Origin of the sequence: Sinorhizobium sp. 6-70, from assembly GCF_030124375.1 — a bacterium.
In the GTDB taxonomy this organism is placed as follows: domain Bacteria; phylum Pseudomonadota; class Alphaproteobacteria; order Rhizobiales; family Rhizobiaceae; genus Sinorhizobium.
This window is the reverse complement of the sequence record NZ_JASKLS010000001.1, coordinates 272,287-297,558: the sequence shown is the minus strand read 5'-3', so window position 1 is coordinate 297,558 and position 25,272 is coordinate 272,287. Positions and strand designations below refer to the sequence as shown.

General features: G+C 61.4%; 20 protein-coding genes and 1 riboswitch. Of the genes, 12 read left to right on the top strand and 8 right to left on the bottom strand.

From position 1 onward, the window contains the following. Positions 1-499: 499 nt before the first annotated feature. Entirely contained in the window at positions 500-2,398 is a 1,899-nt protein-coding gene (locus tag QN222_RS01385) for a murein L,D-transpeptidase (protein ID WP_283963011.1), read from the top strand. Between the two features lie 27 nt (positions 2,399-2,425). Here QN222_RS01385 and QN222_RS01380 read toward each other — a convergent pair whose 3' ends face one another. After that, the gene (locus tag QN222_RS01380; RefSeq protein ID WP_283963010.1) at positions 2,426-3,109 is read right to left on the bottom strand and encodes an HAD family hydrolase; all 684 of its coding nucleotides are present in this window, start codon (positions 3,107-3,109) and stop codon (positions 2,426-2,428) included. A gap of 326 nt (positions 3,110-3,435) precedes the next feature. Between QN222_RS01380 and rpiA the strand changes: the two genes are divergently transcribed. From rpiA to QN222_RS01355, 5 genes are all read left to right on the top strand, one after another. Further along, positions 3,436-4,131 (top strand): ribose-5-phosphate isomerase RpiA, encoded by a 696-nt coding sequence (gene rpiA / locus QN222_RS01375; RefSeq protein ID WP_283963009.1) that lies wholly within the window; start codon positions 3,436-3,438, stop codon positions 4,129-4,131. Positions 4,132-4,252: 121 nt separating this feature from the next. Beyond that, entirely contained in the window at positions 4,253-4,798 is a 546-nt protein-coding gene (locus tag QN222_RS01370; RefSeq protein ID WP_283963008.1) for a DUF2059 domain-containing protein, read from the top strand. A gap of 153 nt (positions 4,799-4,951) precedes the next feature. Next, a complete protein-coding gene (gene gor, locus QN222_RS01365; protein ID WP_283963007.1) occupies positions 4,952-6,343 on the top strand; it encodes a glutathione-disulfide reductase in 1,392 nt (463 codons plus the stop codon). A 212-nt stretch (positions 6,344-6,555) separates the two neighbouring features. Next, complete coding sequence (locus QN222_RS01360; RefSeq protein ID WP_283963006.1) at positions 6,556-7,929, top strand: class II 3-deoxy-7-phosphoheptulonate synthase; 1,374 nt, start codon at positions 6,556-6,558, stop codon at positions 7,927-7,929. A 236-nt stretch (positions 7,930-8,165) separates the two neighbouring features. Further along, positions 8,166-8,561, top strand: coding sequence for a GFA family protein (locus QN222_RS01355; RefSeq protein WP_283963005.1), 396 nt, complete (start codon positions 8,166-8,168; stop codon positions 8,559-8,561). Positions 8,562-8,571: 10 nt separating this feature from the next. Here QN222_RS01355 and QN222_RS01350 read toward each other — a convergent pair whose 3' ends face one another. From QN222_RS01350 to QN222_RS01340, 3 genes are all read right to left on the bottom strand, one after another. Beyond that, on the bottom strand, positions 8,572-9,474 hold the full coding sequence (locus QN222_RS01350; RefSeq protein ID WP_283963004.1) for a hypothetical protein: 903 nt from the start codon (positions 9,472-9,474) through the stop codon (positions 8,572-8,574). A gap of 488 nt (positions 9,475-9,962) precedes the next feature. Beyond that, positions 9,963-10,529, bottom strand: coding sequence for a DUF1003 domain-containing protein (locus QN222_RS01345; RefSeq protein ID WP_283963003.1), 567 nt, complete (start codon positions 10,527-10,529; stop codon positions 9,963-9,965). Positions 10,530-10,697: 168 nt separating this feature from the next. Continuing rightward, positions 10,698-12,620 carry an LTA synthase family protein gene (locus QN222_RS01340; RefSeq protein ID WP_283963002.1) on the bottom strand — a complete coding sequence of 641 codons (1,923 nt, stop codon included), beginning with the start codon at positions 12,618-12,620 and terminating at the stop codon, positions 10,698-10,700. Positions 12,621-12,886: 266 nt separating this feature from the next. Here QN222_RS01340 and QN222_RS01335 point away from each other — a divergent pair, with 266 nt between their 5' ends. The 5 genes from QN222_RS01335 (at position 12,887) to bluB (ending at position 18,728) form a co-directional block, all read left to right on the top strand. Beyond that, on the top strand, positions 12,887-14,569 hold the full coding sequence (locus QN222_RS01335) for an NAD+ synthase (protein ID WP_283963001.1): 1,683 nt from the start codon (positions 12,887-12,889) through the stop codon (positions 14,567-14,569). 2 nt (positions 14,570-14,571) lie between these two features. Beyond that, positions 14,572-15,396, top strand: coding sequence for a TolB family protein (locus QN222_RS01330; RefSeq protein ID WP_283963000.1), 825 nt, complete (start codon positions 14,572-14,574; stop codon positions 15,394-15,396). Between the two features lie 221 nt (positions 15,397-15,617). Further along, positions 15,618-16,811 (top strand): phytanoyl-CoA dioxygenase family protein, encoded by a 1,194-nt coding sequence (locus tag QN222_RS01325; protein WP_283962999.1) that lies wholly within the window; start codon positions 15,618-15,620, stop codon positions 16,809-16,811. Positions 16,812-16,886: 75 nt separating this feature from the next. Further along, positions 16,887-17,708, top strand: a complete 822-nt coding sequence (locus tag QN222_RS01320) for an SDR family oxidoreductase (RefSeq protein WP_283962998.1) — start codon at positions 16,887-16,889, stop codon at positions 17,706-17,708. 76 nt (positions 17,709-17,784) lie between these two features. Then, positions 17,785-17,998, top strand: a riboswitch (cobalamin riboswitch). Between the two features lie 43 nt (positions 17,999-18,041). Continuing rightward, the gene (bluB, locus tag QN222_RS01315) at positions 18,042-18,728 is read left to right on the top strand and encodes a 5,6-dimethylbenzimidazole synthase (RefSeq protein WP_283962997.1); all 687 of its coding nucleotides are present in this window, start codon (positions 18,042-18,044) and stop codon (positions 18,726-18,728) included. A gap of 97 nt (positions 18,729-18,825) precedes the next feature. On the opposite strand, the gene QN222_RS01310 is transcribed toward bluB, so the two are convergent. The 4 genes from QN222_RS01310 to QN222_RS01295 all read right to left on the bottom strand — a co-directional run bounded on the left by QN222_RS01310 (position 18,826) and on the right by QN222_RS01295 (position 24,158). Continuing rightward, entirely contained in the window at positions 18,826-19,956 is a 1,131-nt protein-coding gene (locus QN222_RS01310; protein ID WP_283962996.1) for a DUF2865 domain-containing protein, read from the bottom strand. 186 nt (positions 19,957-20,142) lie between these two features. Next, positions 20,143-20,787, bottom strand: coding sequence for an acyl-homoserine-lactone synthase (locus QN222_RS01305; protein ID WP_180937782.1), 645 nt, complete (start codon positions 20,785-20,787; stop codon positions 20,143-20,145). Between the two features lie 155 nt (positions 20,788-20,942). Further along, on the bottom strand, positions 20,943-21,680 hold the full coding sequence (locus QN222_RS01300; RefSeq protein ID WP_283962995.1) for a LuxR C-terminal-related transcriptional regulator: 738 nt from the start codon (positions 21,678-21,680) through the stop codon (positions 20,943-20,945). Between the two features lie 171 nt (positions 21,681-21,851). After that, positions 21,852-24,158: an NADP-dependent malic enzyme gene (locus tag QN222_RS01295; RefSeq protein ID WP_283962994.1), complete on the bottom strand. Its 2,307-nt coding sequence runs from the start codon at positions 24,156-24,158 to the stop codon at positions 21,852-21,854. 176 nt (positions 24,159-24,334) lie between these two features. Here QN222_RS01295 and QN222_RS01290 point away from each other — a divergent pair, with 176 nt between their 5' ends. Then, entirely contained in the window at positions 24,335-25,180 is an 846-nt protein-coding gene (locus QN222_RS01290; RefSeq protein ID WP_283962993.1) for a UDP-2,3-diacylglucosamine diphosphatase, read from the top strand. Positions 25,181-25,272: the final 92 nt, after the last annotated feature.

Here is a 25,272-nt window from a genome sequence, read left to right as displayed (position 1 = left end):
ACCTGCCTTCGTCTGCGGTTCATGAAGCCGAGGCGAGAAGCGTTGTCTCAGCCGGTCGTTACGCCCCGGTGCCGGGCACCTCTCTGCCCCGGTCACACAAGCTTGTAAAGGCCCGCAAAGGTATGGCCGCACCTACAATCGTTTGAATTGTTGCAGCGCGGCAATCGATCTGCCGCCCGCAGCAGCGGATCCGACGCACTCAAGATCGCGCGAGTTGTGACCTTTCCGTCACATTGCGCGTTTTCCTCATGCAGGACGAATTGTAACCGGGGAAACACCGATGCAGGCGCTACGCGCGCAAAATGAATACGAATCAATTTTTTATGGCGCTTCAGCAGCCCTCGAACGAGATGTTTTGAGACAGGTTTCGGCCGAGGGGAGGCGGGCCGTTTCCTTTTCATTCACCATCCTTTTCTATAAGTCGTGGAGCACGAGGGCGTGGCGAGAATCTGGCAGCGGCCGAATTCGGCGACAACGCGATACGGGGATCTTTGTTCTTATGAAAATTATCAGATCGGCAGCGATTGTAGCACTCATGGGTGGGTGTGCGATTGCAACCATGGATGTACGGCCGGCATCGGCACTTACCCTCATGGACTTTATCCGCGGCGGCAAGAAGCGGACATCGCCGGAACACGCCCAGCCTGCCCGGCCGCTGCCGGGCGTCGGCATGTTCATGCCGCAACAGATAGATCCGAGAACCGCGGCAAAGCCGCCGCGCGTCACCGGTCCGCGGTACTTTACCTACAAGGCCGAACCGTTGCGCCGGATCGCCACGGACCACTTGCTCGATCCCATCGTGACCGGTTCGGTTCAAAACGGGGCCTTGCCCCCAATGCTGCGCCCGCCGCTTTCGGACGCGCGGCAGTTTCTCCCCCAAATCTACGTCCGCGCCACGGAGGGCGTCGCAAAGGCGGTTGAGAACTACTATGGCGCCCGCACGGACTTCGTGTGGATTAATGGCAGCGGCGTCAGCGCGCGCGCCAAATCGGCGCTTGCGGTGCTCGCGCAGGCCGCAAAGGTCGGGCTCGATCCACAGGACTATGCGGTTCAGGTACCGTCCGACGCCTTCGATCGAGGCGACATGATCGCCCGCGAAAAAGAACTGGTGCAGTTCGAACTGGCGATGTCGGTTGCGACGCTGACCTATGTGCAGGACACGGTCCGCGGCCGCATCGACCCGAACAAGATCTCGGGCTATCACGATTTCAAGCGCAAGAGTGTCGACCTCTTTGCATTCCTCGACAAGATGGCGGGAAGCGACGATGTTGCGGCACTGATTGAAAGCCAGAACCCCAAGAGTGAACAATTCCTGGCTCTGAAGTCGGAACTGGAGCGCCTGCGCGCGCAAACGGAAGCGACCCCCCGTGTGGAAATCGCTCCGGGTACGCTGCTGAAGCCCGGCGAGAGCAATCCGGAACTCGCCAACGTCATCGCCGGTATCAAGCTCAAGGCGTCCGAATCGCTGAAAACCGAACACGCCGTCGTGCTCGCGAGCTACCAGGGAACGCCGGATTACACGCCCGAGTTGGTTTCCGTCGTCGAGGCCTTTCAGAAGGAACATGGCCTGAAGGCCGATGGCGTCGTCGGCCAGGCCTCGATCCGCGTGCTGACGGGGGGCGACACGACCGCCAGCAAGATCAACAAGCTTGAAATCGCGATGGAGCAGGCGCGCTGGCTCCCGGATGGATTGGGCAGCCGCTACGTCTTCATCAACCAGCCCGCCTTCACGGCCACCTACGCGGACCAGGGCACGGAGCAGTTCTCCATGCGCGTGGTCGTCGGCTCGAAGACGAACCAGACCTACTTCTTCCAGGACGAGATCCAGACAGTCGAGGTCAATCCCTACTGGGGCGTGCCGCAGTCGATCATCGTCAACGAGATGCTGCCGAAGCTCAGAAGCGACCCGGGCTATCTCGACCGCATGGGATATCAGGTCGAAGTCGGTGGCCGCGTCGTGTCGTCGTCGGTCGTCAACTGGTACGGTTCGACCTCCTCAGTCGCGGTGCGCCAGCCGCCGAGCAGCGACAACGCGCTCGGCGAACTGAAGATTCTCTTCCCGAACGCCCATGCGATCTACATGCACGACACGCCGTCGAAAAGCTTCTTCAAGCGCGACCAGCGGGCGCTCAGCCACGGATGCGTGCGTCTCGCCGATCCGCGCCGCATGGCCGCTGCGGTTCTCGGTACGAACATTGACGACGTCGGCAAGGAAATAGCGAGCGGCCGCAACAAGGCCTTGCAGGTCCCGCAGAAAGTACCGGTCTACGTTTCCTATTTTACCGCATGGCCGAACAAGGCCGGCAGCGTTGAATATTTCAACGATGTCTATGACCGCGACATGTATGTGAACCGCGCACTGGAGGCGACGCGCAACGCCCGCCGCGCGGAGGGATAAGGAGGGGCCGCAAAAAGCGGCCCTTTCTCATTTGTGCTTTCGCGAAAGAAGCGTTTCGACCAGATGGGGCGTCAGTTCATCGAAATGCTGGATGATGCGATCGGGACCAAGGCTCTCGATCGGCACGTCGGAATAGCCGAACGGTACTGCAATCGAGGGCACTGACGCGTTTCGCGCGACAAGGATGTCGTTGAGGCTGTCGCCGACCATCACGGCGCGCTCGGCGATACCGCCGGCATTGGCGACCGTCGAAAGCAGATGTTCCGCATGCGGCTTGCGGACCGAGAAGGTGTCGCCCCCGGAGATGGCTGCGAACCGGCTGTGCAGCCCAAGCCCTTCGAGAAGGCGCGTCGCGAGCGCTTCCGGTTTGTTGGTGCAGACAGCGAGCGTCAGGCCGGCGTCCTGCAGGCGGTCGAGTGCCGAGACGAGGCCTGGATAGGGCAGCGAATCCCCCGGCATCGAGCCGTGGTAGAAATTCACGAACTCCCGCATCTGCCACGCAAGGTCCTCTTCGCTGAGTGCCTTGCCGCGAAGCGCGAACGTGCGCTCGATCATCGCCCGCGCGCCGTGCCCGACGAGATGAGTCAGGTCCGCATAGGTAACGGGCTCGACTCCGGCCTGTGTGACTGCGTGATTGAGGCTGGCGACGAGATCCGGAGCGGTGTCGACAAGCGTACCGTCGAGATCGAAGACGACAATGGGAGGAGACACTGGAAACCTCGCGTTGGCGGAAATCTTGGAGCACGTCGCGTTGGATGCGCCTTCATGCAACGCGCTGGTGGCTTTGTTTCATGCATGTCGTCGCCCCAAAACCGCTGCGCACTTTTGGGCGACATGCACTGGCTGTTTCGGGTAGGCGAAGTAGGCGAGGAATGCAATGGCGCGCATCAGCGCAGGCTGCTCGCGGGAATCCGGCAAAGCACTCTTATTTTGGCTTTTGTTTGCGACGACGGGCGTGTAAGTGTCTCAGCGGAAATTGGACAGTGGCTGGCCGGCTTGGCCTTGCTATCTGACGATCACGAGGGAGCAAGTGGCGCATGGACGCCCGCCAAATGAAGATCAAGGCCGCCGCCGCGGCCCTTGAATATGTCGAGAACGGCATGCGGCTTGGAATCGGCACCGGTTCGACCGCCGAAGAATTCGTGCGGCTGCTCGCCGAAAAGGTTGCGTCGGGTTTTCAAATCGTCGGGGTGCCGACGTCCGAGCGCACGGCCCGGCTTTGCCTCGAGCTCGGCGTGCCGTTGAAGTCGCTCGACGAACTGCCGGAACTGGATCTGACGATCGACGGTGCCGACGAGGTCGACGGGCAGCTGAGGCTGATCAAAGGCGGTGGCGGTGCCCTGCTGCGTGAGAAAATCGTCGCCTGCGCCTCCAAGCGGATGATTGTCATTGCCGACGAATCGAAGGTTGTTGACGTGCTCGGCGCCTTCAAGCTGCCGATCGAAGTAAATCCGTTCGGCCAGGTTGCGACGCGCCTGGCGATCGAAAAGGTGGCGGCCCGGATGGGAATGACGGGCGATATCGTCGTTCGCGCGTCGGGCGACGGTCCCTTCAAGACCGACGGGGGACACCTCATACTCGATGCATCTTTTGGCCGTATTCCTGATGCAGATGCGCTCGCGGCAGAGCTGAATGCCATCCCCGGGGTGGTCGAGCACGGGCTGTTCATCGGGATTGCGTCATTGGCGATCATCGCCGGTCCGGAGGGAGCCCGTACCCTGACGGCGTCCTGAACCGGATCCCCCCGCTTTGACGAAGCGTTGCGGACGGCGCAGAAAATAGGTTTCCGCACATGTCTGCCTGGCGGCGGCGATCGGCCGGGCGACACGTGCCAACACAGGAGCATGGATAACAATGAAGAAACTTACAGGGCTTGCCCGCACTTTCGCGGCTGCTGCCGTTCTCGTTTCGGTTTGGGTTCCGGCGGTGCGCGCCCAGGACGTCACGGAAGATCAGATCAAGGCTGCCCGCGCGACCATCGCGGCGCTTGGCGTGACCAACACTTTCGACAACATTCTGCCGCGTCTCGCCGAGCGACTGAAGAATACGCTGATCCAGTCCTCGCCGAACCACCAGGAACTGATCACCGCCACGGTCGACGAGAAGGCGCTGGCTCTTGCGGCACGGCGTGCGGATCTCGAGCGCGAGGCTGCAACCATCTATGCCAAGACCTTTTCGGTCGAGGAACTGAACGCGATCACCGAGTTCTACAGTTCACCCGCCGGCAAGAAGCTGCTGGACAATGGTCCGATCGCTTCCCGCGAGTTACTGAAGGCGGCCGATATCTGGGCGGCCGGCGTTTCGCGCGACCTGACGAATGACGCTACCAAGTCGCTGGATGCGAAGATCGGCGGCGCGCCCGCAGCCGACGCTGGTACCGCTGCTCCGGCGCAGCAGTAAATTGCCGCAAGCGGACACACTTACGAAGCCCGGAGCAATCCGGGCTTTTCTTTTTTTGCGTCGCAATACTATATCAGTGGCGAAGGGTGAGGCGGGTCCCATCCTCCAATCCGACATTTTCAACTGATACGATTTTCACTCCAGGAGTTCGCCATGACCGCTTTCGACTATGACCTCTTCGTGATCGGCGGTGGTTCGGGCGGCGTCAGAAGCGGGCGTCTGGCGGCGGCGCTCGGCAAGAAGGTGGCGATTGCGGAGGAGTTTCGTTATGGCGGCACCTGCGTCATCCGCGGCTGCGTGCCGAAGAAGCTCTATGTTTATGCCTCGCAATATTCGGAGCATTTCGAGGACGCGGTGGGATTCGGCTGGACCGTTGGCGAAAGCCGCTTTGACTGGGCGAAGCTGGTCGCGGCGAAGGAACAGGAGATCTCCCGTCTCGAGGGCCTCTACCGCAAGGGGCTGGCAAATGCTGCCGCGGAAATCCTCGACACTCGCGCCGAACTCGCGGGGCCCAACACGGTGCGACTGATGGCGAGCGGCAAGACCGTCACAGCCGAGCGTATCGTGATTGCAGTCGGCGGGCATCCGAGCCCGCACGACGCGCTTCCGGGGCACGAGCTCTGCATCAGTTCCAACGAGGCCTTCGACCTCGCCGAACTGCCGAAATCGATCCTCATCGCCGGCGGCGGCTATATTGCGATCGAATTTGCCAACATTTTCCACGGCTTGGGCGTCGAGACGACGTTGATCTATCGTGGCAAGGAAATTCTCTCGCGCTTCGACCAGGACCTCCGGCGCGGCCTGCATGCGGCGATGGAAGAGAAGGGCATCCGCATCCTTTGCGAGGACATCATCCAGTCGGTATCGACTGATCCGCACGGCCGGCGCGTCGCTCAGACGATGAAGCACGGCGAGCTTGTGGTCGACCAGGTCATGCTCGCCCTGGGGCGCGTGCCGAATACCAAGGGTCTCGGCCTCGAGAATGCGGGCGTCAAGGTCAACGAGCGCGGCGCAATCATCGTCGACGCCTTCTCGCGCACGAGCGCACCGGGCATTTACGCGCTCGGAGACGTGACCGATCGCGTACAGCTGACGCCGGTAGCGATCCACGAGGCGATGTGCTTCATCGAGACGGAATACAAGAACAACCCGACGTCGCCCGACCACGACCTGATCGCGACGGCCGTCTTCTCGCAGCCGGAGATCGGTACGGTCGGAATGACGGAGGAAGATGCGGCACGCAAATTCGATGAGCTCGAAGTCTACCGCGCCGAGTTCCGCCCGATGAAGGCGACCCTTTCGGGACGGAAGGAAAGGATGATCATGAAGCTTGTGGTCAATGCCGCCGACCGCAAGGTGCTGGGTGCTCATATCCTCGGCCACGATGCCGGCGAAATGGCGCAGCTGCTCGGTATTTCGCTGAAGGCCGGATGCACCAAGGACGACTTCGATCGCACCATGGCCGTCCATCCGACCGCCTCAGAAGAATTGGTGACCATGTATCAGCCTTCCTACCGGATCAGAAACGGCGAACGGGTCGCTTGAGGCTGCTTGCAGGCGGTACGCGACCACCGATGTTTTCTGGTAGAATGGCTTTCCAAGCCCCATGTTAACGTTTATAAGCCCGCATCCGCGAAGTCATCGGCTCGGGGGCGGGCGCGGCGGCTTGGATCATCGAAATCCGAATACCGGGCGGTTATTAAGACCGCAGGCGCGACGTGCGCGGGGGCTCCCGCGTCAGACAACAGGTGATGGAAATGGCACAGACTTGGACTCCGAACAGCTGGCGGCAAAAACCCATTCAGCAGGTGCCGGATTATCCGGACCTCGCAGCGCTCGAGGCGGTGGAAACACGCCTCGCGAAGTATCCGCCGCTCGTCTTCGCCGGCGAGGCACGGCGGCTGAAGACTGCGCTTGCCAACGTTGCCGAGGGCCGTGGTTTCCTGCTTCAGGGCGGCGACTGCGCGGAAAGTTTCGCCGAGCACGGCGCAGACACCATCCGCGACTTCTTCCGCGCCTTCCTGCAAATGGCCGTCGTGCTAACCTTCGGCGCACAGCAACCAGTCGTAAAAGTCGGCCGCATCGCCGGCCAGTTCGCCAAGCCGCGCTCCTCGGGCGTCGAAAAGCAGGGTGACGTGACGCTGCCGAGCTACCGCGGCGACATCATCAACGGCATCGAGTTCACGGAAGAGGCGCGCGTGCCCAATCCGGAGCGGCAGATCATGGCCTACCGCCAGTCCGCCGCAACGCTGAACCTGCTGCGTGCCTTCGCGATGGGCGGCTATGCCAACCTCGAGAACGTGCATCAGTGGATGCTGGGCTTCGTCAAGGACAGCCCGCAGGCCGAGCGCTACCGCAAGCTCGCCGACCGGATCTCCGAGACCATGGATTTCATGAAGGCGATCGGCATCACTTCGGAAAACCACCCGAGCCTGCGCGAAACCGATTTCTTCACCAGCCACGAGGCGCTGCTGCTCGGCTACGAGCAGGCGCTCACTCGCGTCGACTCGACCTCCGGTGACTGGTATGCGACCTCGGGCCATATGATCTGGATCGGCGACCGCACGCGTCAGCCCGACCATGCGCATGTCGAATATTGCCGTGGGATCAAGAACCCGCTTGGCCTGAAGTGCGGTCCGTCGCTGACGGCGGACGGCCTTCTGGAACTGATCGACCTCCTCAACCCGGCAAACGAAGCAGGCCGCCTGACGCTGATCTGCCGTTTCGGTCACGACAAGGTGGCCGAGCATCTGCCGCGCCTCATCCGCGCGGTCGAACGCGAGGGCAAGAAGGTCGTGTGGTCGTGCGATCCGATGCACGGCAACACGATCACGCTCAACAACTACAAGACCCGGCCCTTCGAACGCATCCTGTCGGAAGTCGAAAGCTTCTTCCAGATCCACCGTGCGGAAGGCACGCACCCGGGCGGCATCCACATCGAGATGACCGGCAACGATGTCACCGAATGCACCGGCGGTGCGCGCGCGCTTTCCGGCGACGATCTCGCCGACCGCTACCACACGCACTGCGATCCGCGCCTGAATGCGGACCAGGCACTCGAACTTGCCTTCCTGCTTGCCGAGCGCATGAAGGGCGGTCGCGACGAGAAGAAGATGGTCGTCAACGGTTGATTGGGAAAGAGAAGCGCGTAGTTCAAAATTTCTGAACGATCCGCGTGTCATCTGAATTTGACAGGACCGGGCCAGCCGACAAAGCTGGCCCGGTTTTTTGTTCTACAGCGCCGCGTGTCTTTTCAGACGCACAAATGTCGCTGTAGCACTTTGCATGGCTGCATGTTTTTGTCCTTAAATCGGCTCCGATCTAAGGAAACATGCAGTAGCGCGATTTGAACGACGGGAGGACGACAATGGAAATTCATGAAGGCGGCTGCCTTTGCGGCTCTGTGCGGTTCAAAACGCGCGGCAAGCTCAGGGAGGTCATCTTCTGCCATTGCTCGCAGTGCCGCAAACAAACCGGCCTCTATTATGCCGCCACGAACGTGCAGAACAACAATATCGATGTCGAAGGCGCGGACAACATCACCTGGTATCGTTCCAGCCCGGAGGCGCAGCGCGGCTTTTGCCGGTCCTGCGGATCGGCGCTGTTCTGGAAGGCCGACGCACTCGACTATACGTCAATTCTTGCGGGCACCTTCGAGGAGCCGACGCGGCTTGAACCCGGCTATCACATCTATTGCGCCGACAAGGGCGACTACTACGACATCGATGACGAACTGCCGAAGTTTGACCAGGGCCGCGCCTGACGACGCCTGTCTATTGTCCCCGCATGGCCGCCCGATCGAAAGCGCTTGCCAGAGCTTCGAACTTCACGGCCTGCCAGAGGGCATATTCCTCGACCAGCCGTTCGCTCAGCCAGAACTGGCCACGCGTCCCGTCATCGGGCCTACCGATAAAGCCGGACTTTTCCGCGTTTGAAAACAGGCGACGAACATGGGTATTCGATATGGCGTAGTGCTCGGCGAGTGCCGCCAGGTTGACGTTGATCCATACTTTTCCGCTCTCCGGAACAAGGCTTGACGGGCGCGCCATCAGATCGTCAAGCAGTATTCCGCCAGACTCCGACCAGACGAACACGGCGACGGCTTGTGGAGGCTGCGTCCATTTGCTGTCGGCGAGGAGGCGCCGTGCGGCAATCGGCTGAGCGCGTTCGAAAATGGCGATCTCGGCCTCGATGCGCTCGACTCTCGTTCCTCCGTCCAAAAGGTCCAGCGTTCTCATCTGGCTCTTGAACCAGAGCTGCATAGCGTGCTGACTGACCTCCGTCGGCTCAAGCGGGCGCGTCCTCCTGGTGCGGCCGCCACTGGCGGGCCGGAGCAGTTTGTAGGCGAGCAATTCTGCAAGAAATGCAGTCGCGGTGTTTCGGCTCGCGCCACCGGTTTCACGCATCAGCTTCAGCAAGCGCGCCGCGGTGACGCCGGAGTCGGGATCGTTGCGGTCGCGTTCAAGGTGGAGGGCATAGGCGGCCTGGGTGAGCATCCACTTCTGGTGGGCCGCCACCATGCGTGCAACGCGCGGGAAGAGGTCGTTCAGCGAGATGAGGTTGCGCGCGCCCACCTGCAAGGCGGGGCGGAATTCCGGATTTTGCAGCAACGCCTCCACCGTGAAACCAGGTGGGCTCTTTTGCTCAATGCTTTCCTTTCCCGCAACCCGCTGCATCTGCGCGCATGTCCCCAATGGCGCTGCAACGGAACACGGCAATTGACGCGTGTTCCGGGCAACACACAGCCTTGCTCTGACAATTCAATAGCATTTCAACCTTGCACTTAACGTGCAAGTTGATTGTTTGTTTCAGGCGAAGATCCACGCCACGAGCACCGCAGCGGCGGATATTCACATTAAGCTGGCGGAGAGCTCGTCATGTTCTCATAGTCCCGCTCTATCGCGGGCCGCTTGCAGGCAATCGTATTAGGTACCCCAGATTGGAGGATACACCAGCTCTAAAGGGTAATGCTCGCTGCATCTCTAATACCCTGCATTTTGAGGGTGCGCCTTAAAGGTTAATTTTCTGATACTCCAATAAGTTGAGAAACTTTACCCCTCCGTCCCGCGGCTCTATTTTCGCGTTGAATTAGAGAGCGCGCAGGTTTGTGCTTCCGGAGCATGGCCAAAGCCGGCTGGCCTGAGGTGCCTGTGGCGACGCCGCCCTATTTTCCCGCCGATTCCTCGCCGCGGTGCGTGGAGGGCATGGACTGCGCTATTTGACGATTGAGGTTGGCAAGCTCGGAGCGCAGTTCGGCGATTTCGCGGAGCAGCACGTCATCCACCTTGTGGTGGAGCGCGATCAGCTCGACTTCGGCCTTGAGATTGACCTCGTAGTCCTTCGAGGCCGCAAAGCGGTCGCGTTCGGCCTGACGGTTCTGCGACATCATGATGACCGGCGCCTGCAGCGCCGCCAGCATCGAAAGCACCAGATTGAGGAAGATGTACGGGTAGGGGTCGAATGCGCCCCGTACGAGGAGGATCGAGTTGATCATGACCCAGGCGACGAGGAAGGCGCAGAAGCCGAGAATGAAGGTCCAGGAACCGCCGATGCGTGCGATGGCATCGGCGAGCCGGGCGCCAAAGGCAAGGCTGGTGTCGAATGCCGCATGGGTATCCGTCGAAAGAGGCCGCCGCTCCTTCGCATGCGTCAGGATGCGGCGTTCGATTTCGCTCAACTGGCTACTGGGTTTGCCGAAGAGGATTTGGGAAATTTCGTTGAGATGCGGCATGCTGGCCTCCGGAAATGGCTCGGAGGCTATTTAGGACGGTGCCGGAAAGCTGTGAAGCGGTTTTCCATCAGCAGCCCCGGTGATGCGGGAAAGAGCAGTTGCCCAGTCGTTGCGCGGAAGAGGGCGGGACGATGACGGCCGGGGCAGTTCGCGCCCGACCGTCGGGATTCAGGAACCGGCGGGGAAGAGCTCGGCGTGGGACTTGAAGAAACGTTCCGTGCTGTACCGCTTGCCGAACATGATGTCGTGCTGGAGGAAGCGGTAATCGCGCAAGGACGCGGGTATCTTCGGCTGACGCGACCACTCCGCAATGTCCTTGCCGTTCTTGCGGACCACCATATAGCGGTCGACGATGCGGTACTGGTCGTAAACCTTGCCCAGGAAGCCGGTATAATACGGGTGCTCATAACCCGCCTGCTTCAGGATCTGATAAGAAAGGAAGGCCGGACTGATCGTCCCGATGTTCTTCTTCGGACCCGTCTTGTTCGACCAGACGACGAGCGGCGTTTCGTGCTGTGCCTTCATCTGCTCCTTCGAACCCTTGCGCGAGGCGGTCACGTCGTTCATGTAACCGGTGCTGGTGTAGACCGTGTTGAGTGGCGGCAGATGGTCGCCGAAGAGCACGATGATCGTCTCGCGGTCGCGCTTCTTCGCCCAGTCCATCAGCATCTTCAGGCTGTCGTCCGCTTCCTTGATGCCCTGGGCATAGGTGGCGAGCACCTGGCGATCGCCTTCCGGGAGATTGCCTTCGACCTTGATCGTGTTTTTCGCGTAGCGGTTCGGCTCATAGGGGCCATGGCCCTGCAGGGTTACCGTGAAGAAGAAGAAGGGCTCTTCCATGGCATCCGCCTGACGGATGATTTCCTTCGTCAGCGATTCATCCGAGGCGAAGATCCCGCGCTTCTGCATCGCCGGCAAGTTCTCTTCCGACCGGAACGTGTCGAAGCCGAAGGCCTTGTAGACGGCGGTGCGGTTCCAGAACCAGCCCTGGAAGGGATGGATCGCGCGCGAGACATAGCCTTCGCTGCGGAAGAAGGTTGCGAGCGAGGGGATCGGATTGCGGATATATTGCTGGTAGGGAATGCTGCCATAGGGCAGGAACGCATTCGAAAAGCCGGTCAGCGCCTCGAATTCGATATTGGCGGTCATGCCGCCGAATTCCGGCGAGAAGACGTTGCCCACCTGCATTTCACGGACCGTCGGCATCGGATCGGGCGAAAGCTTCACGTTCGGCAGGCGAGTCGGATCCCAAAAGGATTCGCTCATGACCACGATCACATCCGGCTTGCCGCGATGCGTCGTTCCGGCAGGCAGCGGCTTCACCGGAATGCGGTCGATCACATCGGCCATGTAGCCCGCCGGCGCGCTGACATTGGCCATCGGCAGGTTGATCGCGAAGGCGAGCGCAAAACCGTTGTGGCGATAGTTCTCGGTCTGGTCCCACATGATCGGAATCACCCGCAAGCGGTCGCGGATCCACGAGAACTGGTTGTAGTCCATGATGTGCCAGAAGGCGACGAGCAGCGGCAGGGCAAAGCCGACGCGAATGAGACGCTCCCTGCGCGTCAGCTTGGGAAAATTCCGCCAGGCATAGCGCAGCAGAAGGCCGATGGTGGCGATCATGGCGATCAATCCGACCACGACCGCGACGGCGGTCCACGGGCGGTCCTTAACAAGGACGGGCATCAATTCCATGATCTGCCGACCGAAAAGGAAATCGGTCGGATAAAGCGGATCGGAAAGGAAGACCTGCTTCTGCTCGCTGATGAAGGCCGGCAGAATGGCGAGCGGCACGACAAGGAGGGCCGCCTTGTGCTCGCGGCCGAAGAGTGCGTCGACGGCAAGCAGAACCAGGAAGAAAACAGCGATCGTTGTCCAGGCTGGACGCATGGGATCGATGAAATAGGCGACGGTCTCGGCAAGGGACTGGCGCACGATCAGTTCGATCGCGAAAACAAGCGCGGCAGCAATAAAAAGAGAGAAGAACGCGCTGCGCGTGCCAGCCAGCGCCTTGGCGTTTCTGACGGAGGGCCCAGACCTATCGATAAAGGTCTGGGAGCGTCTCGCGGCGGCGGAATCGATACTGGCCAACGGCGTCTCCAATTTCATAAATCTGTCGTCCCACTGTCATACGACTGTCATCTTGAACAGGGGATGAATGGCTAAACCAGCTTGGACGGCCGCAAGTTCCACGCGCACGAAAAGATCGTTGCCGCGCCGTGTAAAGGGCGGGAAATGCAGAATTTTTCGGAATTTTTTGGTTGATCGCGATTGGCTGTGGGTTTTTTGTCGCGGTATGCGGTAAGAACAGGGCGTACGTCAGAAGTAATCGCTGAGAAAGACCACAGGCCCCGCTCATGACTGCACCGAAAGCCGCTCCCTCAACGCTACGGATAGCCGTGGCCCAGCTCAATCCGACCGTCGGCGACATCGCCGGCAATCTGGCGAAGGCACGTGAGGCGCGCGCGGACGCAACGCGCCAGGGCGCCGATTTGCTCCTGTTCACCGAACTCTTCATTTCCGGTTACCCACCGGAAGACCTCGTCCTGAAACCGGCATTTCTGAAAGCCTGCCTGCAGGCGGTAGAACGGTTCGCCGCCGACACGGCTGATGAAGGCCCGGGCGTCGTCATCGGCTTTCCCCGTCAGGCCGGAGCGCTCCGCCACAATTCAATTGCGGTCCTGGACGGAGGCAAGATCGTAGCGATCCGCGACAAGGTGGACCTGCCGAACTATGGCGAGTTCGACGAGAAGCGGGTGTTCGACGCCGGCGCAATGCCCGGGCCCGTCAACTTCCGCGGCGTTCGTATCGGCATACCGATCTGCGAAGACATCTGGGGTGACCTCGGCGTCTGCGAAACACTCAAGGAAAGCGGCGCCGAAATCCTGCTTTCGCCGAACGGTTCGCCCTATTACCGCGGCAAGGTCGATGTCCGCCATCAGGTCGTCCTGAAGCAGGTAATCGAGACGGGCCTGCCGATGATCTATGCGAACCAGCTTGGCGGTCAGGACGAACTGATCTTCGACGGTGCAAGCTTCGCCTTCAACGCGGATAAGTCGCTCGCCTTCCAGATGAGCCAGTTCGAGGAGGCGGTCTCGATCTCCGAATGGAGGCGTGGAGAAGATGGTTGGGCCTCGTCGAACGGGCTCAATTCGCGCATACCGGAGAGCGACGAGGCGGATTATCGCGCCTGCATGCTCGGGCTCAGGGACTACGTCAACAAGAACGGCTTCAAGAATATCGTGCTCGGCCTTTCGGGCGGCATCGACTCGGCGATTTGCACGGCGCTCGCCGTCGACGCGCTAGGCGAGGAACGGGTGCGCACTGTAATGCTGCCGTATCGATACACCTCGCAGGAATCACTGAAGGACGCCGAGGCCTGCGCCAGGGCGCTCGGCTGCCGCTACGATACCGTTGCGATCGAAGAGCCCGTCGAGGGCTTCCTCAGCGCGCTCTCCGATGCGTTCGAGGGCACTGAATCCGGGATCACCGAGGAGAACCTCCAGAGCCGCACGCGCGGGACGATCCTGATGGCGATCTCCAACAAATTCGGCTCAATGGTGGTTACGACCGGCAACAAGTCCGAGATGTCGGTCGGCTATGCCACGCTTTACGGCGACATGAACGGCGGCTTCAACCCGATCAAGGACCTCTACAAGATGCAGGTCTACGCGCTTTCGCGCTGGCGCAACGGCGCCGTGCCGCCGGGCGCGCTGGGGCCTTCCGGCGAAGTCATTCCGCAGAACATCATCGACAAGGCGCCGTCCGCTGAACTTCGGCCGAACCAAACCGACCAGGATTCGTTGCCGCCCTATCCGGTGCTCGACGACATTCTGGAATGCCTGGTGGAAAAGGAGATGAGCACGGAGGAGATCGTCGCCCGCGGGCATGACGAACCGACCGTTCATCGCGTCGAACACCTGCTTTACATCGCCGAATACAAGCGCCGGCAGTCGGCTCCGGGTGTGAAGATCACCAAGAAGAACTTCGGTCGCGACCGGCGCTACCCGATTACCAACCGCTTCCGCGACAGGGGATAACGATGCGCAGCTCGGTGGAGATCTTCGACATCGGCCGCGGCGAGACGCGCATCGTCTGGCAGACGGAGCGACTGGTCGAGGCGCCCAACTGGTCGCCGGATGGGCGCTACTTGGTCATCAACGGCGACGGCCGGCTTTATCGTCTCGCCCTCGACGGCTCCGAACCGGTGGAGATCGACACGGGCTTTGCCCGCCAGTGCAACAACGACCACGGCATTTCCCCGGACGGCAAAAAGCTCGTCATCAGTGACAAAACAGAATTCGGCAAATCGGCGATCTACGTCCTGCCGATCGAGGGCGGCGTCCCCCGTCTGGTCACGCCGAACCTGCCGTCCTATTGGCACGGCTGGTCTCCGGACGGGCGGACACTCGCCTATTGCGGCATCCGCGATCAGGTGTTCGACATCTACACGATCGCGATCGATGGCGGCGGCGAGCGCCGGCTGACGATGGGCGAGGGTCGCAATGACGGACCGGACTGGTCGCCCGACGGACATTGGATCTATTTCAATTCAAGCCGCACCGGCCGCATGCAGATCTGGCGGATTCGACCAGACGGCAGTGACGTCCAACGGATCACCGACAGCCCTTATGGCGACTGGTTCCCGCATCCTTCGCCCGATGGCCGACACCTGCTGGTGCTCTCCTACGACGGCGACGTCTTCGACCATCCGCGTGATCTCGACGTCAGACTTCGGCTGATGGACCCGGAAGGCGGCAACGCGCGCGTGCTGTTCGAACTCTTCGGCGGGCAGGGGACGATGAACGTCCCGAATTGGTCGCCGACCGGAGAGGCATTCGCGTTCGTGCGATATCAGCCGGAGTGATTCCGTTGCATGGCGCCGCCTGACTGCGGCCTCAGCCAATCGGCAGATTATAGGGCGTGATCACTTCGACCGCGGAAAGGCGTTGGCATCCGGAACCGGCGAGGGCAAGAAACGGATGCGCCACGACCAAGCCTCTTGATGGTTTTTTGATGGATTCCTGCTCTATATCAGGATCGTGCGGGACGTATAGTCGGCATCACAGCTCTTGAGGAGGAGACCCGATGAAAACCGACAACACGGCGAGGAAACGCCTCGAGCGCGTATGGCTGACGGAGGAATCCTGTAGCATCGAGGCGTTCCGCGCCGAGGTCGCGCGCCGCACCGACCCGGCCGACTACCCGCATGCGGCCGATTGCCAGAAGAACATCCTGATCTACGACAGCGCCAGCCTTCTTGCCGATTGCAGGACGGACGACGGCCGGCGCGCCGCGCTGACGGAGATTTGCGAGGTTCTGGCCGAAGGACCTGGCGTTGCGGTGTTCAAGCGCGCCTTCGCTGATACGAGTGTCATCGACCAGGCAAGCCGCATCTTCGATGAGATCATCGAGGAGCAACACCGCACGAACAGTGGCGGCGGCGACCATTTCGCCAAGCCCGGCGCCAACGACCGCATCTGGAATTCACTGGAGAAGCATTGCCTCCGCTCTCCCGAAAACTTCGCGGCCTACTACGCCAACGCGGTGATCGCGCTCGTCAGCGAAGCCTGGCTCGGGCCAAATTACCAGATGACGGCGCAGGTCAACCGCGTCAATCCGGGCGGAGCGGCACAGTCGGCGCATCGGGACTATCACCTCGGCTTCCAGACCCCGGCGGTCATCGAGCAATATCCGGCGCATGTGCACAAGCTCTCGCCCGTCCTGACGTTGCAAGGCGCCATCGCCCATTGCGACATGCCGCTCGAAAGCGGGCCGACCTTGTTCCTGCCCTACAGCCAGAGCTATGTGCCCGGCTATCTTGCGCTGAAAAGGCCCGAGTTCAAAGCATACTTCGACGAAAACCACGTCCAGCTTCCGCTGGCGAAGGGCGATGCGGTGTTCTTCAATCCTGCGCTCTTCCATGCGGCCGGGACCAACCGCTCGGTGGACATCAAGCGCGTCGCAAATCTCCTCCAGGTCTCCTCCGCCTTCGGACGCGCAATGGAAACGGTCGATCGCGAGCGAATGTGCGGCGTGCTCTATCCGGCCCTGAAGACGCTTGCAGCGGACGGAAGGCTCTCGGCTGGCGAGATTGCCAACGCGATTGCTTCCTGCGCCGAAGGCTATTCATTCCCGACCAATCTCGATCGCGACCCGCCGCTCGGCGGCCTGGCACCGAAGACGCAGGCACAGCTAATGCATGAAGCTCTGGCGGCCGGCTGGGAGACCGAGGCCTTCGTGGAGGCACTGGCCGCGCAAGCCGAGAAAAAGAGAAGCTGAGGAACGTCACAGAGCTACGCTCCCCGACGCTTCGAGCGCGGCAGTTTGGAAACGCAATCATCCAGGGAGGATCTCATGAGCACGGATTATGGCCGTCTTGACGGAAAAATCGCCATCGTTACCGGCGGCACGCAGGGGCTCGGTGCGACGATCGCGGCGCTGTTTGCCGAACGGGGTGCGACCGGTATCGTCATCTGTGGGCGTAACACTGCCAAAGGCGAGGCGAAGGCAGCCGAAATCAGTCAGGCGACCGGCACCAAGGTGGTTTACGTGGCGGCCGATCTCGAGCGGGTCGAGGATGCCCACAAGGTTGTCGATGCTTGCGACAGGGAGTTCGGCCGGGTGGACGCATTGGTCAATGCCGCTGCCATCACCGACCGCGGTACGATCCTCGACACGACTCCGGAACTCTTCGACCGCATGTTTGCGATCAACGTCCGCGCGCCCTTCTTCCTCATGCAGGAAACTGTGAAGCTGATGCGGCGCGAGAAGATCGAGGGCACAATCGTCAATATCGGCTCGATGTCGGCCAAGGCGGGCCAGCCTTTCATCGCCGCCTACTGCGCGTCGAAAGGCGCCCTGGAAACGCTGACCAAGAACACGGCCTACGCGCTTCTGCGCAACCGCATCCGCGTCAACGGCCTCAACATCGGCTGGATGGCATCGGAGGGGGAGGATCGCATCCAGCGCGAATACCATGACGCACCCGCGGACTGGCTGGAGAAAGCGGCAGCGAACCAGCCTTTCGGCCGCCTCGTCGATCCGGCCGAGGTCGCGCGCGCCTGCGCCTATCTCTCCTCGGCGGAATCCGGCCTGATGACCGGTTCGGTGATCTGCTTCGACCAATCGATCTGGGGCGCCTACGACGGCTCCCCGCATCCGGCGACGCCGCTCTGACGGGAACTGTCCATCCGGCGCGAAGTCTCGGGGTAAGGCGAGCCGTTCGGCTTGCTTGCCTTTCGCCGGCGGCTGTGCCCATATGCAGCCGTCAGGTGCCCGCCACGGCGGGAGAATCGGGAATCCGGTGCAAGCCCGGAACGTGCCCAACGCTGTGATGGGGACGGTCGCGCCAATACAAGTTCTGAATTTTTCTCAGGACATTGCCACTAAATCCTCAAGTGGTTTGGGAAGGCGGCGCGGCTGGATGATCCAGAGTCAGAAGACCGGCCTGGCAAGATAGACCGGCCCCGCGCGGACGGCGGGAGGTTGTGCATTGTTGGGGATCGAACGATGCTGCCTGAACCGAAGGGCTGCCTGACGGCGGCCGAAGCCTTTTCGCCGGACGAGCGTGCCGCCGTCTACCGCGCAATCGAAACACGCCGCGACGTGCGTGACGAATTCCTTCCCGATCCACTGCCGGACGACCTCGTCGCCCGCCTGCTTGGCGCAGCCCACCGGGCGCCCTCGGTCGGCTTCATGCAGCCTTGGAACTTCGTGGTCGTCCGTCAAAAGGAGACGCGAGAGAAGGTCTGGAAGGCGTTCGAGCGCGCCAATGAGGAAGCGGCGCTGATGTTCTCCGGCGACAGGCAGGCGCAATACCGCTCGCTGAAACTTGAAGGCATTCGCAAGGCACCGCTCAGCATCTGCGTGACCTGCGATCGCACGCGCGGTGGAGCGCTCGTGCTTGGACGGACGCACAATCCGCAGATGGATGTCTATTCAACCGTCTGCGCGGTCCAGAACCTCTGGCTTGCCGCACGCGCGGAAGGTGTCGGCGTCGGCTGGGTCAGCATTTTTCACGAGCAGGAGATCAAGTCGATTCTCGGCGTGCCCGAGCATGTCGAAATCGTCGCTTGGCTTTGCGTCGGATTTGTCGACCGGCTCTATCAGCAGCCGGAACTCGCGGTCAAAGGATGGCGTCAGCGCCTGCCTCTCGAGGACCTTGTCTTCGAGGAAGCGTGGGGCATTCGAGGATAAACAGTTTGTGAATTCAATACGATAGGCGTCTTCTCTGCATTGCCTTGGGAGCATGGAATGTCGCGCGGGCTGGATCGATCGAGATGCCGCTGAAAGCTCAATTACCCTGCGTCGGCTGGTAGCTTGGGCCGAGCGGATGTTTCAGGTCGATCGCGCTTTTTTCCTGCGGCAGGAATGTTGGGCCCACGACGCGGACTTTGCTGTTCGCCGGGTCGTAAGGTCTCTCTGGCCCTGGTTTTGCCTGTGCGGATCCCTGAGCCGGCTCCCGATCGCCATTGATCGTGATGATCGAGGGCTCGCTGCCAGCCGTCGCCCTGCCGCCATCTTGTGTTGCCACACCATTCGGAATCCGACAGCCGCAAACCCCTGGCGCGCCGACGCCACGCGCCCGGTAGGCGAAGGCCGTCGGCAACTCGGTATAGGGCCTTCCGGTCGAGGCCGAGACCATCTGGTCGGTCTCTTCCGTCTCGAGGACGTGGTAGTAGAGTTCCGTCTCCGCACCGGGGCAGCGTGCCTGACAAAGCTCGGCGTCACGGGCAAAATCGGACGGCGTCGCATTTGACGAGATCGGGAAAAAGGCCCCATCGCAGGTTCGCACGCACATTGTCCTGAGGCTGCCAATCGGCTCCTCGTGCAGCAGCGGAAAATCCTGCATGTCGCTGTCGTCATTCAGCAGCGGATAATCCTCGCTATCCGGCGGAAGGTCCCTGAGGATATTGCGGTGGAACTCGGCATCATCGACTGCCGCGCTGGCGAACTCGTCCTGTTCCTCGATTGGATCTGGGGCGTCGCGGGCCTCGTCGTGGCAGCCGTTCAGTTCCAGCGCCGCGAGAATGCGCCGGCGCGTGTCGCCCGCGTCGCCCGATATCAACGAGCGGCGATGAGCCTTCAGCTTTTGAAGGTTGTCCTCCATGCGGGCGATGGTCTCATCAAGCACTGTGCATGCATCGTCGTTGTCGCCACCAATGACGACGACGCTGCCGTGACTGCATTCCATCCGGCGTCGCTCGTTCTTGGCCCGGCGGAGCTCGATGTTCTGGCGGGAGACGGCGCCGGTGAAATCGCGCAGATTGGCGGTCAGAGTGACGACCGTGGAAAGATCGGTAAGCCGTGCATTGAGACGCTCACAAACGGTCGACGCCGACGCGCCACCGGCGATTGCCAGCAGCGCCGGCAGCAAGGCGGCCGCCGCACGTGTGAGCTTCCGGTACACGAAACTCCGGGACACTGGCGCTTGTCTCTTCTGCTTTGGCGCGCGGTCCCTTCTTTGAGGACGTTCGCGACCGCCAACTCCTGTTTCTCCATATCATAAGGCCTTGACGTGACAGCGCAACTCAAGGCGAAGTTTTACGTTAACATGGCAAACAGCGAGCGGCGGAAGGGCCGGGCCGCGAACGCGGCCCGGCAGGAAGTGTCAAGCTGCCCGTGCTGTTTCGAGCGACATCGGGCGCTCGAGCACGGTGCCCTCGATCGCAGCGACCTGCTTCATCGTTTCGAGCAGTTCTCGGGTCACTTCCCACGCTACGGCCACGGCGTAGACCGATCCGATCCGGTGCGGGTCGGCAATGCGTTCTCCGGGGCAACCCATCCGACGGAACATTCTTTCCAGGAACACGTCGGTGACCGTGACGATATGGCTGATGCCGGAAGCAAGGCCAAGCTCGCCCACGCCACACATCAGTTCCGCGGCAGCGACAGTCACCTGGTTCGACGAGCGATCCTGCGAGATATCCGGTTCGATGCAGAAGCGGCTCGATTCCCACACGGAGGCGCTGCGGATTTCCGGATTGTCGCCGAGCAGGATCGGAAACGTATCGTCCAGCATGTTCGGCCCAAGGGTCGGCAGGAGCCGCAGCGATCCGCGCAATTTTCCGGTGTCCGGCGCGTAGGACATTACATAGAGCGGGTTCGCCTTGTCGTAGTGGTCGATTTCCCACTCGCCGTCCGTCTTCACATCCCACTTCAGGAAGTCGTGGAATACGCGCTTGCGCAGCCGGAACATTTCGTCGATGGCCTGCGGGTGCCGTCCGCGAGCGTTACCGTTCACAATCCTGATCATCTTTCGCTCCATCGTTATTGCGCGATATGGGGCGATGCTGTCAGGCTCAAGTGACACATGTAACTGTCGGTAGTGACAGTTCAAAAGCCGATTTTTTCCTACTAAATTTGCGGGGCTTTTGTCGGAAGGGCGGCGGAGATGGTTAAATCGACCAGTCAGATGGTAGGGATCAGGGCGTGACGAACCGCCTGTGCTACGGCTTGCGTGTTGGAGACGACGTTCAACTTGCGGCGCGCATTGGTCATGAAGAAGCGGACCGTACGCTCGGAGATGCCGAGGATCGTGGCGATTTCCCAATAACTCTTGCCGGCCGCCGACCAGGTCAATACCTCGGTTTCGCGGCCCGTCAGACGCATGTCGCGCTCGTCGATCGCGCCGGCCGTGGCCGCATGCTCCAACATAGATGCGTGGAAGAGGTTGGCGGCCAGCTGAAAGTCGCGCAGGTGGCAACGTCGGTAGATGGACCATTCAACGGGCGACATGTTGGCGTTGATGGCGAGCAGTGCCATGCGTCCGGCGGGGGACGGCAGCGGCAGCGCGACGCCTTCCGTCGAAAGCCCGATCTCCTCCGCAGCATGAAAGAGCGGTTCGCACTCCGGAAAGCGTCGGCGCGCGGTCGTCCATTCGACAGGTCTCACGCCGCCAAGCGCAAGCCGCAGGATGGGATCGATGCGGTGGAGGGCTCTCGTCCGATAGATTTCGGCGGCATAGGCGCCGAACGTGTGGTGTAGGCGGCAGACCTTCAGGCCGTCGGCAAGGGGCTCAGCTTCCAGGTATAGCAGGTGCGCGATCTTGAAAGTGCGGCGCATCAACGCGAAGAATTGCTCGGGTTCAGCGCAGCCCCCGTACTCCACAATGTCCAATAGATCGAGGACAGCCTGTTGATCCGTCATGCCCAACACCGAATCTTGCCCCTAGATAAGCATGGTAATGGGGGCATGCTTTGTCTAGTGCAATATTTCGTAAACGCTGCAAACTATTGCCCTTTCTAAATTCATGGTTGAATTTTGATCGGGATAAACGTCAGCGCCGCCCGGTCGGCGGCGCCGGCGTGTGCCTATCCGTTACACCGGATGGCTTGCCTCGACGACCGCAAGGGCGGCCATGTTGACTACGCCGCGCGACGTGACCGACGGCGAGAGAATGTGCGCCGGCAAGGCGGAGCCCAGGAGGATAGGCCCGACGTGCAGGCTGTCCGTCATGGTCTTGACCACACCGAGCGTAATGTTCGCCGCATCCAGATTGGGGAATACGAGCAGGTTGGCTTCGCCGTTGAGCGCGCTATCCGGCATCACACGCTGACGTAGCATCTCGGAGATCGCGGAGTCGCCGTGCATTTCGCCGTCGACTTCGAGGTCGGGTGCAAGTTCACGTACGAGCTGCAGCGCCGCGCGCATTTTCGAAGCGCTTTCGGAGTCGCGCGAACCGAAATTCGAATGCGATACGAGTGCCGCACGCGGCGTGATGCCGAAGCGGCGGATTTCTCCGGCGGCCATCACGGTCGTCTGCGCGATCTCCTCGGCGCTCGGATTGTAGCTGACATAGGTGTCTGTGAAGAAGGTCGCGCCGCGCTGCGAGATGAGCAGGCTCAGCGCCGAGAAGTCGAGAACACCCGCACGCTTGCCGATGATCTGCGAAACATCGCGCAGGTGCCTGCTGTAGCGTCCTTCCACGCCGCAGATCAGCGAATCCGCTTCGCCGCGCTTGACCGCAAGCGCGCCGATCACCGTCGTGTTCGTGCGCACGATCGTACGTGCCGCTTCAGGAATGACGCCGCGGCGGCCGACAAGTGCGAAATAGTCGTCGACGTAATCACGGTAACGCGGGTCGCCCTCGGGATTCACGACCTCGAAGTCGACATCCGGGCGGATCCGGAGACCGTAGCGCCGCAGACGCGTCTCGATGATCTGCGGGCGGCCGATCAGGATGGGATTGGCGGTGCCTTCCTCCAGCAGCACCTGAGCGGCGCGCAACACCCGTTCATCTTCTCCTTCGGCGAAGATGACTCGGTTCTTTGCGGCGTTCTTGGCCGCCGCGAAGACCGGCTTCATGATGAAGCCGGAGCGGAAGACGAAGCGGTTCAATTTATCGAGATAGCCGTCGAAATCCTGGATCGGGCGGGTCGCGACGCCGCTTTCGGCCGCAGCCTTGGCGACGGCCGGTGCGATGCGGAGGATCAACCGCTGGTCGAACGGCGAAGGGATGAGGTAGTCAGGCCCGAAGACCGGCGTCTCGCCGGAATAGGCGCGGGCGGCGACATCCGACGGCTCCTCGCGCGCAAGGCCGGCAATTGCCCGCACTGCAGCCATCTTCATCTCCTCGTTGATCGTGCGCGCGCCGCAGTCGAGGGCGCCGCGGAAGATGTGCGGGAAGCAGAGGACGTTGTTGACCTGGTTCGGGAAATCGGATCTTCCGGTGCAGATCATGGCGTCGGGCCGGGCGGCGCGGGCCACCTCCGGCATGATCTCGGGAGTTGGGTTGGCAAGCGCCATGATCAGCGGCTTCTCGGCCATCTGGGCAAGCAGTTCGGGCTTCAGGACACCTGCGGCCGAAAGCCCGAGGAAGACGTCAGCCCCGCCGATGCTGTCGGCGAGCACGCGCTTGTCGCTGTCCTGTGCATAGACGGACTTCCACTCGTCCATCAGCGCTTCACGTCCCTTGTAGACGAGACCCTCGATATCATGCACCCAGATGTTTTCCCGTTTGGCACCGAGCGTAACGAGCAGGTTCAGGCAGGCGAGGGCGGCCGCGCCCGCGCCGGAGGCGACGATCTTCGCCTCGGCAATATCCTTTCCGGCAAGTTCGAGGCCGTTCAGAACCGCGGCAGCAACGATGATCGCGGTCCCGTGCTGGTCGTCGTGGAAGACGGGTATCTCCATCTTTTCGCGCAGGCGCCGCTCCACCTCGAAGCATTCCGGCGCCTTGATGTCCTCGAGGTTGATGCCGCCGAAGGTCGGCTCCAAGGCCGAGACGACATCGACCATGCGATCGACGGTCGGCGCGTCGATCTCGATGTCGAAGACGTCGATGCCGGCGAATTTCTTGAACAGGACGGCCTTACCTTCCATGACCGGCTTGGAGGCGAGCGGGCCGATGTTGCCGAGGCCGAGAACCGCCGAGCCGTTGGAGATCACTGCGACGAGGTTGGCGCGCGCGGTGAAATCGGCGGCAGCTTCGGGATTGTCCCTGATCGCGATACAGGGCGCGGCGACGCCGGGCGAATAGGCGAGCGCCAGATCGCGCTGGTTGCCGAGCGGTTTGGTCGGCTGGATCTCAAGCTTGCCGGGGCGCGGGTAGCGATGGAAGAAAAGCGCCTGCTGGTCGATGTCCCCGCTTGCCGGTACCGGTTTCACTTTGTCGCCCGTATTCATGCCTTGCATTCCTTCTTCTTGATCGGGGCCTTTTGGCATGAATTGCGGGCGGCGTATAGTTATGCACTGGTTCATTTCCGACACCCGATTTGTCGCATGCACATGCCGTGTCATCTTCCTGAAACACGAGTCTGGTTTTGACGGTCATCAAAAGGATCAACCAAGACGAGGCTCGCATGACCGCGGCATCGGCATCCCAACAGAACTCGGTCCGAAAACTGCGGACGCTCTTCATCTCCGACGTCCATCTGGGCTCAAAAGCGGCGAAGACCGATTACCTGCTCGACTTCCTGCGCCATCACGAGGCGGAAACCATCATCCTCGTCGGCGACATCGTCGACGGTTGGCGCCTGAAGCGCAGTTGGTATTGGCCGCAGCCCTGCAACGACGTGGTCCAGAAGCTGTTGCGCAAGGCCCGCAAAGGCTCCCGCATCATCTACATTCCCGGTAATCACGACGAGTTCATGCGGGATTTCCCGGGCGTGCATTTCGGCGGCATCGAGGTGGCCCAGCGCTACATGCACAAAGCCGCTGACGGGCGCACCTATCTCGTTCTGCACGGCGACGAATTCGACGTCGTGGTGCGCAATGCGCGCGTGCTCGCCTATCTCGGCGACTGGGCCTACGACATGGCGATCGCCATCAACATCGGGCTGGCGGCGATCCGCCGCCGTCTCGGCATGCCGTATTGGTCCTTTTCCTCCTGGGCAAAGCTGCAGGTCAAGCACGCGGTGAATTTCATCGGCGAGTTCCAGAAGGTGGTAGCCGACGAGGCGCGCCGTCACGACGCGCAGGGCGTCATCTGTGGCCACATTCACCACGCGGTGATCGAGGACATCGGCGACGTCCGTTACATCAACACCGGCGACTGGGTCGAAAGCTGCACGGCAATCGCCGAGCATCACGACGGCAGGATGGAGTTGATTACCTGGCACCGGATGCGCGGCGGCATAATCGAGGTCGAAAGCTCGGATGAGGCTGAAAAGATGCTGGCGCATATCCTCGCACCGCAGGCGGCCTGATTCCTAAATCGGCTGCGATTTAAGGACAAATGCAGCAGCGGAATGCGGCGCAAGACGTTTCATATCTTTTTCCTCGCCCTTTTTCAGAGAAC